The following is a 14,062-nucleotide window of genomic DNA, read 5'->3' as shown; positions in this document are numbered from 1 at the left end:
GCCCCGTGACGACGCATGCGGCCATGCATTCGGCCAGGCGTAAGCCCACGTTTCATGGCCCGATCGTCTGGCACGCTTCTCGCATAACCGTCGTGCGGAGTATAAGCGGCTAGCGCCGGGCGAAAGGTTCGCTTCGGCGTGGGGCATTGCTCCTGGGGTGCATCGCGCACCCGCGTCGACTGTGTCGGCGTTCGAATGAAATCGCCCGATTTCAACGACAGGACACGCAGTATCGCCCCTGACTTTCGAACGTCCTCATGGTCTTCCAATGTCCTCATTCGGGAGCCATTCATGCGTTTCATTCGTCGCCTGTTTTGCACCGCTGTTCTCGGTCTCGCCGCGCTTGCCGCTCACGCCGACGACCACATCACCGTCCTCACAAGCTGGTACGCGCAGGCCGAGCACGGCGGCTTCTATCAGGCTGTCGCCACCGGCCTCTACAAGAGAGCCGGACTCGACGTCACCATCAGGATGGGCGGCCCGCAGGTCAACGGCATGCAACTGCTGGTGGGCGGGCAGGCGGATTTCATCCTCGGCTATGACTTTCAGGTGCTGTCCTCGATCGAGGCAGGCATTCCTGTCGAGACCGTCGCCGCCTCCTTCCAGTTCGACCCGCAAGGCATGCTCACACACGACGACGTGAAAGGCCTCGGCGACCTCAAGGGCAAGACGATCCTGGTCGCCGGCTCGGGCCGCACCTCGTGGTGGCCGTGGCTCAAGGAAAAGTACGGCTACACCGACGGCCAGACGCGTCCTTACACCTTCAACCTGCAACCGTTCTTTGTCGACAGGAACGTCGCGATGCAGGCTTATCCGTCTTCCGAGCCGTTTCAGGCGGAACGCGCCAACGTCAAGACGCACTTTTTCCTGTTCGCCGACGACGGCTATCCGCCCTACAACACGACCATCGTCGGCATGAAGAAGAGCATCGACGCGAAGCCGGACGTGGTCGCGCGTTTCGTGAAGGCCTCGATGGAAGGGTGGAAGAGCTATCTGTCCAATCCTGCGCCGGGCAACGAACTCATCAGAAAGGACAACCCGGAGATGACCGATGCGCAACTCGCGTTCGGCGTCGCGCAACTGAAGACGCTCAAGCTCGTGACCGGCGGCGATGCGGCCACGCTCGGCATCGGCGCGATGACCGATGCGCGCTGGAAGAAGACCTATGACTACATGGTGTCAGCGAAGCTGCTCAAGCCGGGCACGGACTATAAAAGCGCCTACACGCTGAAGTATGTGCAGAACGCGAAGGTGATGCCTTAAAGGTGATGCCTTAAACACATCCGGCAAAGCGCCCACCAAACCGAGGAACAACATTATGCTGGTCACCCGTCAAAAAGTGCTGCGCCGCTTCTGGTACGCAGTGGTTCCCATGTCCCATCTCGACGATGGCCCCAAGCCGTTCACGCTGCTCGGCGAAAACATCGTGCTGTGGAAAGGAGCGGGCGGCAAGCCGCACGCATTGCGCGACCGCTGCTGCCATCGCACGGCGAAGCTCTCCAAGGGCTTCGTGGATTCGGACGGCAACATCGCCTGTGGCTATCACGGCTGGACCTATGACTGCACCGGCCAGTGCGTGAAGATTCCGCAGAACGGCGCGGGCGAGATTCCCTCGCGTGCCGTCGTGCAGTCGTACCGTTGCGAGGAACGCTACGGTTATGCGTGGGTCGCGCTTGACGAGCCGCTGCAGCCCATTCCCGAGTTTCCGGAAGAGACCGCACCCGGCTATCGCCGCATTCTCCAGTTCTACGAGCAGTGGAACACGAGCCCCTTGCGCATGATGGAGAACTCGTTCGACAACGCGCACTTCAGCTTCGTGCATAAGTCGAATTTCGGCCTGTTCGATCAGCCGAGGCCGTCGAAGTACGAATTCCGTCCAGGCGAATGGGGCTTCGAAGCCGAGACCCGCGTGCCTATCCGCAATCCGCAGGCGAGCTTTCGCATTACCGGCACGACCGACGACATCACCGAGCGGCATCTCGTGAACCGCTGGTTCATGCCCTTCGCGCGGCGCTTCGGCTGCATGTATCCGGCGAGTGGGATTCACCACATCATCTATAACTGCGCGACGCCCATCGACGATAAAACGATGATGCTCGTGCAATGGCTCTATCGCAACGACACCGAAGAGCAATGCTCGACACAGGCGCTGATCGACTGGGACCGCCCGATCACCGACGAAGACCGCGAGATTCTCGAAGCCACCGATTACGACGCCTGCATCGACGTGAGCCGTCAGCAGGAATGCCACATGGTCTCCGACCAGCCCGGCCTGCTGATGCGCCGCATGCTGCTCAAGCTGCTGGAAGATCACGGCGAGAAGGAAGTGTTTCGTATCGATGCGGAGGCGTGAGCCATGAACGAACAGCACAATCCGGCGCTCTCGGTGCAGCGCGTCGACAAGATCTATGCGAACGGCACCACCGCGCTTACCGACGTGCGGCTCGATATCGGCGCGGGCGAGTTCGTCTCGCTGCTCGGTCCGTCGGGCTGCGGCAAGAGCACGCTGCTCAAGATGTTCGCGGGCATCGAGAGCCCCACGCGCGGCCACATGCGCTGGTGGGGCCAGCCGCTCGCCATGACCGGCACGGTGCGCACGAAGGGGCGCCGCATGTCGATGGTGTTCCAGGAAGCCACGCTGATGCCGTGGGCCAGCATTGCCGCGAACGTCCGGTTGCCGCTCGATCTGTCACACGTGCCGCGCAAGGAAGCCGACGCACGCGTGGCCGATGCGCTCGCCAACGTGGGCCTGGCGGGCTTCGGCGATGCGCGTCCGCGCGAGTTGTCGGGCGGCATGCAGATGCGCGCGTCGCTGGCGCGTGCGCTTGTCACCGAGCCCGACCTGTTGCTCCTCGACGAACCGTTTGGCGCACTCGACGAATTCACGCGCAACAAGCTCGATGCCGATCTGCGCAAGCTCTGGCAGTCGCGCGGCATGACGGTGGTGTTCGTCACGCACAGCATTTACGAAGCGGTGTATCTGTCGAGCCGCGTGGTGGTGATGCAGGCGCGCCCAGGGCGCGTGATCGCCGACGTGCCCATTGACGGCAAGGAGGCACGCGACGAAGCGTATCGCGTGTCCGCGCCGTTTCTGGCGCACTGCAAGACGCTATCGGATCTGATCTCCGACGCGCATCAACTGCAAGGAGCGTAACGATGACGAGCGAAACCATTGTCAACCGGGCTGCCGCGAACGAGCGGAAAGCCGTCAACCCGCGCAGGCCCTTGTTGCAGCGTCCCGGCGCGATGAAGGCGCTCGCGCCGTGGGTGGTCGGCGTGCTGATGCTGTCGATGTGGGAGGCGGCGTGCGCCGTCTTCGACGTGCCCGTGTATCTGGTGCCCGCGCCGCATGACATTGCGCGGCAACTTGTTGTCGATGCACCGATGCTGTTCGCCGCGCTGTTTGCCACGCTCAGGATCACGCTGCTGGCCTTTGCACTCGCAACTGTGCTTGGCGTGGCGATCGCACTCGTGTTCGCGCAGAGTCCGCTGATCGAGGCGAGCTTTTTTCCGTATGCGATCCTGCTGCAGGTGACGCCCATCGTCGCCATCGCACCGCTCATCATTATCTGGGTGAAGGACACGACCTTCGCGCTGGTGATCTGCGCGACGCTGGTCGCGCTGTTTCCGATCATCTCGAACACGGCGCTGGGTTTGCGCAGCGTCAATCCGGGGCTCGTCAACCTGTTCCGTATCAATCGCGCGACGCGCTGGCAGACGCTCACGCGCCTGCGCGTTCCGAGCGCGCTGCCGTATTTTTTCGGCGGACTGCGCATTTCGAGCGGCTTGTCGCTGATCGGCGCGGTGGTGGCGGAATTCGTCGCGGGCACGGGCGGCACCGGCTCCGGGCTCGCGTATCAGATCTTGCAGGCAGGCTTCCAGTTGAACATTCCGCGCCTCTTTGCCGCGCTGATGCTGATTACCGTCACGGGCGTAGTGCTGTTCGGCATCACCGTCTGGGTTTCGCGCCTGGGCTTGCGCGGCTGGCATGAAAGCGAACTATGAGGAACGACACCGCATGACGACTACTCTGATTCGAAACGCGGCGGCCATCATGACGGGCGGCGGCGCAAACGAACCGGCGCGCGCGGCCGGCCCGGATATCCGTATCGAAGGCACGCGCATTCAGGCCGTCGGCGCGCTTGCCGCTATGCCCGGCGAAGCGATCGTCGACGCCACCGACTGCGTCGTCTATCCCGCGTGGGTCAACACTCATCATCATCTGTTTCAGGCGCTGCTGAAGGGCGACCCGGCGGGCATCAACGCATCGCTCACGCCGTGGCTCGCGGCTACGCCATACCGCTATCGCGCCCGCTTCGACGAAAAGCGCTTCCGGCTCGCTGCGCGCATCGGCATGATTGAGTTGGTCCGCTCGGGCTGCACGACCATCGCGGACCACAACTACGTGTACTACCCGGACATGCCGTTCGACAGCTCGGCCATTCTGTTCGAGGAAGCGCAGAAGCTCGGCGTGCGCTTCGTGCTGCTGCGCGGCGGCGCGACGCGCACGCGTCAGCTCGAAGCCGGGCTGCCCACCGCGATGCGTCCCGAATCGATCGATGCCTTCATGAGCGATCTCCAACGTCTCGCCTCCAGTTTTCACGACGCCTCGCCGCATTCCATGCGCCGCGTGGTCGCCGCGCCGACCACAGTGTTGTTTTCCATCTCTCCCGCCGAGATGCGCTCGATTGCGGGCGAGGCGCGCAGGCTCGGATTGCGTCTGCACAGCCATCTCTCGGAGACCGTCAACTATCAGGACAGCGCGCAGGCGATGCACCGGCTCACGCCGGTCGAATTTTGCCGCGAGCACGGCTGGCTCGGCGAAGACGTGTGGTATGCGCATCTGGTCAAGCTCGATGCCAGCGAGATCGATCTGCTCGCCGCGACCGGAACCGGCATTGCGCATTGTCCGCAATCGAACGGACGGCTAGGCAGCGGGATTGCGCCGGTGCGTGAACTGGCGGATGCGGGCGTGCCGGTTTCGATCGGCGTGGATGGCGCGGCCTCCAACGAAGCCGCCGACATGATCTCCGAAGTCCACATGGCGTGGCTTGCGCAACGGGCCCGGCGCGGCATGGCGGCGCAGCCCGAATATCGGGGAGGGCGCTTCGAAGGCGGAGCGGATGCGGCGTCGGTGGAAGAGGTCGTGCACTGGGGCACGGCGGGCGGCGCGCGCGTGCTCGGGCTCAAAGGCGTCGGCAGGATCGAGGTGGGCGCGCAAGCGGATATCGCCGTCTACCGGCTCGACGATCCGCGCTACTTCGGCCTGCATGACGTGGCGATAGGGCCGGTGGTTTCGGGCGGGCGCCCCGAACTCGCCGCGCTGTTCTGCGCGGGTCAATGCATCGTGCGAAACGACGTGCTGCCGGATGTCGACCTCGGCGCACTGCGCCGCGAGGCGGCTCGGGAAGTCAGGGCGATGATCGCGGAGGTGGCCTGACGCCGGCGCATGTCGCGCGGCGTCTGAACCGGCGGGACCCGTCGCGTCGATCACGCGAAGCCGGTGGCAGCATGCGGAGATCGATGACCCAGTCACGCGGTCTCGCGGCGCAGTCGACGCACGTACAGCCATAACGCCGACACCAGAAAATAGATCGCGCCCACCGCGGCATACGCCGCCACCCGCGAGATTGCCGGCGGCGTGGGCGCGCGAGCCTGCACGATGAAGTACGCGCCTGCCAGCGCCGACTGCGCACCGCTGAGAGCCATCGCCCATTGCGCGGCAAAGCGATTCCAGCGCCGCATAGCGGTGCCGAGTTGCAGGAGCCCGGACAGTATCGCCCACACCCCGAAGACGCCGAGCACCCAGTGCATGCGCGCATTCAAGGCCACGATGACCGCGACCGCCGCGGCCACGCTGATGACGGCGTTGATTGCCTGAGTGCGGCCCGCGGTCATTCCGCCGCTGCGCGACATATCGAAGTAGTTGGCAAGCGCATCCCACGCGGGATAGACGAACAGCAGCACTGCCGTCGCCTCCGGAGAACGCTGCCCGACCGAAAAAGCGAGCGCGACCCACAGCGCGGAAAACGCAGTCCGAACGAAGTAATAGCGCATGAGCCACCATTCGTCGCGAGCGGCTATGCCACTCATCTGGCGTTCATTCATAGCAACTTCTCCTGATTGTCACGATCGCACCCGTCGACCGGCGATGCGCGAGCCGCTGATTGACCGCCGCAATCCGCCGGCGAACCGCGGCTCGAACCGCGGCTCGAACCGCCTTACATCGGCGGAGCCGCGCCATCCTTTTCGACGATGATCTGCACAGCGTTGTACGCACCGCTCTTGCCGTGCGTTGCCACCACGAACACCCGCTTGCCCGCAGTCAGTTCGTCGCGCGTCGCGGGAATGAGCGTCACTACCGGCGCGTTCGCAGGCACGGTGACCGTGTTGGTGCCACCCTTGTACGAGAGCTTCAGGTCACGGCCGCTTGTACCTTGCACGATGGTGTCGACGTTGGCGTTCGTCATCGAGCTGCCAGCGCCGAGGTCCCATGCAAAATGGCCCTCTGCCATCCCGCGTGCGGCTTCGGGAAATACAAGAACCTCCTTCGCTTCCAGCTTGCCGTCCGCGCCGGGCATCGCAGCGGCTCCGACATAGGCGCCGGGTTTGATATCGGAAAGCTGTATGGCTTTCACCGCATTCAGTCCGCTTGCATCGACTACTGCAATGCCGACCGTTTCGCCGCTACGCCGGTGCACCTGGAGCACGCCGCCGGAGTACGACTGAATGGTGCCCCTGATCCGTTCAGGCTTGTCAGCGGAAGTCTGTGCGAACGATGCGTTGGCGAACGCCAGCGCGATTAGTGAAACGACAACTTGGAAACGAAATGACATGGATGCTCCGTCTGGTTAGGATCGGTGGTAAGCATCGCATCTTGCTCGTTCCGGCGGCATCGGTCAGATGACCGACCCTCTGCAACTCCGCCCGATCGCGTAGGGTTGCAGGCCGGTGCCATCAGCGGTTTCCTAGGCCAAGGTCGAGAAAGCGTCCGGGGTGAAGTTCCCAATCTCGTCGATGCGCCCTTGCCGGATCTTCTCGAGCCATGCCGCGTCCTGCAGCAACGCGCGTCCGACCGCTACCAGATCGAACTCTCCTCGTTCCAGTCGCGCTAACAGGTCGTCCAGCGGAGCGGATTGCGCGTCCTTGCCCGCAAACGAGTCGTAGACGTCGCTTCCAAGTCCCACCGATCCCACTGTAATGGTTGTGACGCCCGTGACTTTTTTCGCCCAGCCGGCCAGGTTCAGGTTTGCGTCGGCTTCGGGAAACGCGGGCTGCCAGTAGGCCGGCTGGGAGAGGTGGAAAGCATCCGCACCGGCATCCACAAGCAGGCCAAGCCACTCTTCGAGCACTGCTGGCGTCCCCGCGAGCCGTGCGCGGAAGTCCTTCGGCTTCCATTGCGAGAGGCGAAGAATCACTGGAAACCCCGGTGTCACCACCGCCCTGATCGCCTTCAGCACTTCCACAGCGAAGCGTGAGCGTTCGACGAGCGTCGCTCCGCCATATCGGTCGCCGCGCTGGTTGAGATCCTCCGAGAAAAACTGATTGATCAGGTAGCCATGCCCGCCGTGCAGTTCGACGCCGTCGAAGCCGAGCCGCTCTGCATCCGCTGCGGCTCGCGCGTATGCGTCGATTGTGTCCGCGACGTCTGACTCGCTCATCGGCTGAGCCACGCGTTCGCCGGTTATGGAGAGACCCGACGGGCTCTCGTAGCGATGAGCCAACGCCCGCTCGCCCGCTCCATTCGAAGGCTTATGTCCCACGTGCCACAGTTGCGGCGCAATGCGTCCTCCAGCCGCGTGGACCGCGTCGACTACTTTCTTCCAGCCGGCCAGCGCCGCCTCGCCATGAAAGCGCGGGACGTCCGGATCGTCGAGCGCGGCCGCGCGACCAACACCGGTTCCTTCGGTGATGACGAGACCGACGCCGTGCGCCGCACGTCGCCGATAGTACGCGGCGACGTCGGCGCCCGGTATGCCGCCTGGGGAGAAAGACCGTGTCATCGGAGCCATGACTACCCGGTTAGGCACGGTGAGGGCATTGAGTCGATAAGGGGTGAGCAGAATGTCGAGATCGGGCATCGGGTTCTCCGGATTCGAGTTGGCAAACACCGTTGGCTATAGGGCGTCGATCCATGCGGTAATCGCGGTGTTCACGTCGTCCGCGCGATCCTGCATGATCCAATGGCCTGTGCTGGTCCATACATCCACCTTCGATTTCGAATGCGAGAACCAGGAGCGCATGCGGTTCGCCTGCTCGGGGTCGCGGCACATCTGATAGAAGGGAACGGTAAGGCTCTTGCACAACGTTGCGCTCGCTTCTCCAATGCCGACCTGATCGTTGCCGAAGAACAGCGGACCGAACGACTCGCGCACGACATGCACTGGCATGCCCTGGACGCGCCTCGCGTGCCAACACTTGAATGCCGGCTCAGTGATGCGGTCATAGACAAGCTGGAACAAGGCCGGCACCACGATGCCAGGATCGCCCGCATTCAAATCATGCGTAGTTTTCGCAAAAAGTTCGGCGGCGGCGCCGGAAAAACCGAGCGCGCCATCGACGGACACCACCGCGCTGACCAGATCCGGGCGCTTCGCGGCAAGTCGGGCTGCGATCTGGCCACCCATCGAATGCCCGACGAGAATGAACTTCTGTCCGGGATACCTTGTTGCGATAAATGCCTCGATGTCCGCGACGTAGTCGGCGGGCGTATAAGCGCCGGGCGGCATCAGCTCCGATCTGCCATGCCCGCGCAGATCGACAGCGACGACGCGATACCTGCTTTCGAAGAGCGGCAGTTGCCAGCTCCAGTCATGCGAATCGCAAGTCCAGCCGTGGAGAAACATGACGTTCTTTCCCGTACCTACCTCGGTCGCGAACAGTGTGGCCGGCGATTTCGTTGCAGCAAAGGCTTCATGGTTCCCGAGAGTGGTCGCAATCGCTGCCGCACCGGCGACCTTCAGCATGTCGCGTCGAGACAGTTCGTGTTCCATCATTTTCATTCGCTATCCTTATTTATCACGAGTACATCAAACGCCTGGCTCGCTGGGCTGTGTGACGCCGAGCTCCAAGCAATTGACCGGACTCCATGTTATACATTGGATATCTACGGTCAATTACGCACCTTCAGGTGCGCAGATATACAGGAAGATACCGACATGACTTGCGAGGTTGACGAGGTTTTCTTTGCGGATTGCGCCGCACGCTCGTTTTTCGATCAGGTGGCGAACAAGTGGTCAGTGATGATTCTCACGCTGCTGACCAGGAAGCCAACTCGCTTCAACGAGATCAAGCGCAGGCTGGAAGGAATCACGCATAAGGCGCTTACGCAGGCGTTGAGGCGTCTCGAACGCAATGGCCTCGTCGCGCGGAATGTGCTCAATACTTCGCCGGTCGCGGTGGAATACTCGATCACAGAACTCGGGCGTACCCTGCAGGTTCCGTTCGGAGCAGTCTATGAATGGTCGATCAAGCATTTGCATGAGATCGATCAGGCGCAAAAAGCCTACGATCAACAGATGCCGGCAGAGCAATAGAGAGAGAAGATCGGCGCGCTTATTCGATGATTGAGGCGCCGTTGTGAGTTGAGTGGCGACCTGTTTCTAGTGCAGTTTTCGTTCGATCGCGAAGTCGAGAAAAGCACGGGTCTTTGCCGGCACGTGGTGCCGGGATCGTCTCCTGGTCGTCTTTTAGTCGCCGATGGCCTAGTCGTCGATGGTTTCATGCACGGCCACGGCGCCCTGTTTCCAGTAGCTCGCCGCGCGAATCCGCGACTTGTCGACGCCGCGTTCGGTGCACAGGTGATAGCGAATCGCGCGAATCGTCGCGGATTCGCCCGCGGCCCACACATAACCTTCGCCGTCATCCGGCAGATAGGTTGCGCGCACCGCTTGCAGCAACGCCTCGCCGCGCGTGCAGTGTTCGCTTCCGCTTCCGTTTTCGCGTTCGCTTCGATAACACCACACGAGATGCAGCTCGGCGTCGGTCCTGAATTCGATGCGAGCCGACGGATCGGCCACTTCGATCACCGCGGCCACGCGCTTGCCGGCCGGCAATTCCTCGAGGCGGCGCGCGATGGCGGGCAGGGCGGTGTCGTCGCCGATCAGCAGGTGCCAGTCGAAAGCGGTGGGAATCACGAGCGAGCCGCGCGGCCCGCCGATGCCCAGGTACTGGCCGGCTTTCGCCTGCGCCGCCCACGTTGCCGCGGGACCGGCTTCGTGCATCGCGAATTCGATATCGAGCTCGCGCGCGTCGCGATCGAAGCGGCGCGGCGTGAAATCGCGCGCCGTCGGGCGACGTCCTTCGGGGAACACGGGGCCGTCGGGGCCGGCTTGCGGCAGCACCGGCTTGTCGGCGCCCGGTTCGGGGAAGAAGACCTTGATGTGATCGTCGAACGAAGCGGACACGAAGTCGTGCAGGTCTTCGCCCGTGAAGGTCACGCGGATCAGATGCGGCGTGAGCGCCTGCACTTTCTTCACTTGCAGCAGACGGAACCTGAGCGGATGGCGCACGCGCTCTACGGCGAGGTCGGGTCGTTTTTCTTGAGTCGGCATTGAGTTGTTACTCCTGTCTGGTCGAAGTGTCGATGTCGATGTCACGCAGTGGCCGCATCGTCGCGCTTGCCGTTGCCTGAATCCTGTTCGCCTTCGATTTCCTTCGCGGCTCGCATCAGGATCGCGGCGATGCGGCGCTGTTCTTCCGCCGATGCGTTGTCCCGGCGCAGCAGCGCATTTTTCAGCGCGCGGCGCGCGGCGTTCAGCTCGGGCAGCCAGCCGCCTTCGCTCACGTCGGCCGGTTCTTCACCGGCAAACGCGCGGCGCACCGAGTCCATCTTGCGCGCGATGTGGCTCAGCTTCGCGAGCATCAACTCGACGCGCTCGCGGTTGGCCGCGAGGTACTCGCGTCCCGCTTGCGCGAGTTCGTAGCGCTTGCGGTTGCCTTCGAGCTGCACCGTGACGTAGCCCAGTTCTTCGAGGTACGTGAGCGCCGGGTACACCATGCCGGGGCTCGGGCTATAGAAGCCGTTAGAACGCGTTTCCAGCGCCTTGATGAGCTCGTAGCCGTGACTCGGTTGCGCGTCGATCAGCGAGAGCAGCAGCAGTTGCAGATCGTCGGAGCTGAACTTGCGGCCGCGCGGAAAACCATCGCCTTCGCCGCCGAAGCCGCCAGGGCTGCCGCCGAACGGACCGCGCCCGCCGCGTCCGCCGCGATGCTCGTGATGACGTCCGATTGCATGCCAGAACGCCCAGGGCGAAAAGCGATGCGCGCTGCCGACGCGCTCGGCGTCTTCGCTGCGAACTGCGTGGTGATGAGCGAACGCGTGCCACAGCGCATGGAGTGAGGGGCGCTCGAAGCCGGCGTCGAAAGAAGCGTGATCCGCGCCGTGACGGCGGTCAAAACGATGGTGATGACGCATCTTGCGTCCTCCATTTATGTCTTAAGATGTGTCGTAAGATATATATCTAAAGATGGTTTGTCAAACTTTCTTTTGGGCGCTATCGGGATGCAAGGACGCAACAAGGTCCGCGCGCGTCGCTGGCGTGACGGTCGCGACACTGTACGACCAGGCGCGCGCCTTGCGTGCGAACGCTCATTCCGGCAACGCTGCACCTGACCTTCTGGAGAAAAGCATGGCAGACGTCGAACAGTTCAAGGACGACCTGGAAAACAACGCGGATGGCCTGATCGGAGGAAGTCGCGGCGATTTCATGGAGGCGCTTGGCGAGGCCGTCTACGCCCGGGCCGCGAGCGACCAGCTGGACAGCATCATCGCGGCTTACCTGAGCCTGCAGGAGGTGATCGACGAGAACGTCGACAACCTCGACGACGAGGCCGACCAGGCGATCGCAGATGCGACGGCCGAATTTAACGAAACGGTCGGCAGGATCCTGGGTGTGTAAGCGACTTGCGCACGCAAGGGCGGGCGCAAGGTCGGCAGCACCGTCCTTGCGCGCAAAAAATCTGGTGGTCTTCGCGTAACGCTACGCTAGAGCGTCTGCTGACTTACCGCGGGCCGATCCTCGCAACCGCAGCGATACGGCGATCTTCCCCAGTTGAAGAGCCGCGAGGTTTTCCCGATACCGGGATTGAAGGAGTTAGTCGGATCCAGTTCCTCGTAGAACTGCTTGAGCGACTCCTTCGCCTCATACAGATGGCCGACGTTGTGCTCGGCCGGATACTCCGCACCGCGCGCGGCGAGTAGGGCGAGAATGTCGTCCTTGATGCGGTCGCAGTCGACTCCCTTCTTCACCAGATATTCCTGATGCAGCACATGGCAGAAGAAGTGGCCGCAATACATGGTGAATTCGATGTCCTTCGAAATATGCTGCGGCAACTGTTCGAACCAGTCGGTTGCATTACGCGGCAGCGCGATGTCGAGCGCCACGATGTCCTCGACGGTCCGAGAATGAACGGCCCGATAGCGGACCACTGCGCCACCAATCGTGAAGCGGTTGAGAAACGCCGCGTCGCCTTCTTCTCGCGTGCATTCGAAGTAATTGCCCTGAGCCGTCGGAAAGCGCGACTTCAGATAAGTACGCGCTTCGTCTACTCCTTCATTGCCCATCTTCAATAACAGGTGATGCTCGAAGCGATCGTGGTACTCGATGAGTCGCCGCGGCAGATGCTCGGGCAAAAGCCGGCTCGCTGCCTGCAGCAGTCTGTCACTGATGGCCGTACCAAGACCCATCTTCTCGGTCATGGCGTCGAACCGGCTCTTCGCCGCAAAGGCTAGCGGCACTTTGTCGGTGCCGAAAGCCCGAATGTAAAGGTACATGTCCTTCCCGTAGCGGCGACTGATATCGAACGCGCCACGGTGCATGTACTCGCCTGCTATCGGCAGACTCTGGAAACCGCCCAGAATATCGCGGCGGATTGATTCGAGCTCGGCCGGATCATTGCTGCCGATGTAGAACACCTGGGTGCGCTCGTCCGCCGCGAATGTGTCCAGCCGAAGGGCAAAAACCGCGAGGTGCCCGGCCGAGCCCGACGCTTCGTAAAGGCGGCGCGGGTCTGCGTTAAAGCGCGCGGGAGTCGATGCCGAGATATCCCGCACGTGGGTGCTGTATTCGTGGTCGGAGGCGAGGAGTCCCATCGCTGGCGGAATATCGTCCGGCAGTTCGCCTGCGTCGAGGCGGCCAAGTATGGCTTCGGCGGAATCGCCCAAATCGATTCCCAGGTGGTTCACCAGCTTCAGTTCGCCGTCGGCTGTGACGCGGGCATGTATCGAAAGCTGGGTAAACGCGGGACCGCGGCGAATGAGAGACCCGCCCGAGTTGTTGCAAACGCCTCCCGTCACGGACGCGCCGATGCAACTCGATCCGATCACAGAATGGGGCTCGCGCTTGAGCGGCGCGAGACGCCTTTCCAGTTGGTCCAGGGTAACGCCCGGCTGACAAACGACCTGTTCGCCATTGCGAATCACGTCGAGCCGGCGCAACCGCATCGTATTGATCACGACTACCGGACGATCGTAGCCGTCCGCAGCCGGCGTCGATCCGCCGGTCAAGCCGGTGTTGGCGGCCTGACAAATGACGATGACATTCGCATCATGGCACGCCTTTAGCGCCTGCCACATCTGGACCAATGTGCCAGGCTGCACAGCAGCCAATAGTGGACCGCTGCCATAGCGATATCCCTGGCGGAAGCGCCGCGTTTCAGCCGAGCCCGTAAAGACGAACTGGCTACCGACGATGTCGCCGAGCAGACGGACAAGATCGTGCTTCATGGCGCTTCTCCGCTGATGCTTGCACGGATATACGAGTCCTCCGTGCTTCGAATGTGGTTGCGCAGTTCGGTGCAGGCTTTGCGCACATTGCCGTCGCGAATGAGTTGCATGATCTCGTAGTGCGTGTCGTGGCACGCCTGAATCGACGATTGCTCGTATGACCGGAACGGCGCGCTGCATGCCTGCGCCTATGGTTGAGATAGATATTAACAGGCGGCAGTCACAGAGCCTGCATTGATATCTGGGATATCAATAGTCGATATCTCGAGGCATTGAACAATCCGATCGAATGGAAGCGAGTAGGTCTGAGTCAGCAGCGTCTTGGGCGCCTCCGAA

General features: G+C 62.5%; 14 protein-coding genes. 7 read left to right on the top strand and 7 right to left on the bottom strand.

The genetic code is table 11. The features are described 5' to 3' along the window. The first annotated feature begins 291 nt into the window (after positions 1–291). From C8K18_RS10625 to C8K18_RS10605, 5 genes are read left to right on the top strand one after another with little or no spacing between them, the layout of a single operon-like run. Positions 292–1,263 (top strand): ABC transporter substrate-binding protein, encoded by a 972-nt coding sequence (locus C8K18_RS10625; RefSeq protein WP_107707430.1) that lies wholly within the window; start codon positions 292–294, stop codon positions 1,261–1,263. Positions 1,264–1,318: 55 nt separating this feature from the next. Beyond that, positions 1,319–2,353 carry an aromatic ring-hydroxylating dioxygenase subunit alpha gene (locus C8K18_RS10620; protein ID WP_006046733.1) on the top strand — a complete coding sequence of 345 codons (1,035 nt, stop codon included), beginning with the start codon at positions 1,319–1,321 and terminating at the stop codon, positions 2,351–2,353. Positions 2,354–2,356: 3 nt separating this feature from the next. Next, positions 2,357–3,154, top strand: a complete 798-nt coding sequence (locus C8K18_RS10615) for an ABC transporter ATP-binding protein (protein WP_006046734.1) — start codon at positions 2,357–2,359, stop codon at positions 3,152–3,154. Positions 3,155–3,156: 2 nt separating this feature from the next. After that, on the top strand, positions 3,157–4,005 hold the full coding sequence (locus C8K18_RS10610) for an ABC transporter permease (RefSeq protein ID WP_006046735.1): 849 nt from the start codon (positions 3,157–3,159) through the stop codon (positions 4,003–4,005). A gap of 13 nt (positions 4,006–4,018) precedes the next feature. After that, a complete protein-coding gene (locus C8K18_RS10605; RefSeq protein ID WP_006046736.1) occupies positions 4,019–5,440 on the top strand; it encodes an amidohydrolase family protein in 1,422 nt (473 codons plus the stop codon). Between the two features lie 92 nt (positions 5,441–5,532). Here the strand turns inward: C8K18_RS10605 and C8K18_RS10600 are convergent, their stop codons facing one another. From C8K18_RS10600 to C8K18_RS10585, 4 genes are all read right to left on the bottom strand, one after another. Further along, positions 5,533–6,108 (bottom strand): DUF308 domain-containing protein, encoded by a 576-nt coding sequence (locus C8K18_RS10600; RefSeq protein WP_006046737.1) that lies wholly within the window; start codon positions 6,106–6,108, stop codon positions 5,533–5,535. A 113-nt stretch (positions 6,109–6,221) separates the two neighbouring features. Then, entirely contained in the window at positions 6,222–6,836 is a 615-nt protein-coding gene (locus tag C8K18_RS10595) for a hypothetical protein (protein WP_006046738.1), read from the bottom strand. Between the two features lie 132 nt (positions 6,837–6,968). Beyond that, a complete protein-coding gene (locus tag C8K18_RS10590; RefSeq protein ID WP_006046739.1) occupies positions 6,969–8,081 on the bottom strand; it encodes an NADH:flavin oxidoreductase in 1,113 nt (370 codons plus the stop codon). Positions 8,082–8,117: 36 nt separating this feature from the next. Next, positions 8,118–9,002, bottom strand: coding sequence for an alpha/beta fold hydrolase (locus C8K18_RS10585; RefSeq protein ID WP_006046740.1), 885 nt, complete (start codon positions 9,000–9,002; stop codon positions 8,118–8,120). Positions 9,003–9,098: 96 nt separating this feature from the next. Here C8K18_RS10585 and C8K18_RS10580 point away from each other — a divergent pair, with 96 nt between their 5' ends. Continuing rightward, positions 9,099–9,536, top strand: coding sequence for a helix-turn-helix domain-containing protein (locus C8K18_RS10580; protein ID WP_232292199.1), 438 nt, complete (start codon positions 9,099–9,101; stop codon positions 9,534–9,536). 168 nt (positions 9,537–9,704) lie between these two features. Here C8K18_RS10580 and C8K18_RS10575 read toward each other — a convergent pair whose 3' ends face one another. After that, positions 9,705–10,553, bottom strand: coding sequence for a siderophore-interacting protein (locus C8K18_RS10575; RefSeq protein WP_107707429.1), 849 nt, complete (start codon positions 10,551–10,553; stop codon positions 9,705–9,707). A gap of 41 nt (positions 10,554–10,594) precedes the next feature. Continuing rightward, positions 10,595–11,416 carry a PadR family transcriptional regulator gene (locus tag C8K18_RS10570; RefSeq protein ID WP_006046743.1) on the bottom strand — a complete coding sequence of 274 codons (822 nt, stop codon included), beginning with the start codon at positions 11,414–11,416 and terminating at the stop codon, positions 10,595–10,597. A gap of 214 nt (positions 11,417–11,630) precedes the next feature. Between C8K18_RS10570 and C8K18_RS10565 the strand changes: the two genes are divergently transcribed. After that, positions 11,631–11,900 carry a hypothetical protein gene (locus C8K18_RS10565; protein WP_006046744.1) on the top strand — a complete coding sequence of 90 codons (270 nt, stop codon included), beginning with the start codon at positions 11,631–11,633 and terminating at the stop codon, positions 11,898–11,900. Between the two features lie 86 nt (positions 11,901–11,986). Here the strand turns inward: C8K18_RS10565 and dld are convergent, their stop codons facing one another. Then, on the bottom strand, positions 11,987–13,726 hold the full coding sequence (gene dld, locus C8K18_RS10560; RefSeq protein ID WP_107707428.1) for a D-lactate dehydrogenase: 1,740 nt from the start codon (positions 13,724–13,726) through the stop codon (positions 11,987–11,989). Between the last annotated feature and the right edge of the window lie 336 nt (positions 13,727–14,062).

The organism is Paraburkholderia sp. GV068 (assembly GCF_003058125.1).
Classification (GTDB): domain Bacteria; phylum Pseudomonadota; class Gammaproteobacteria; order Burkholderiales; family Burkholderiaceae; genus Paraburkholderia; species Paraburkholderia graminis.
The sequence above is the reverse complement of the archived record's forward strand: the minus strand, read 5'-3'. Positions and strand labels throughout refer to the sequence as shown.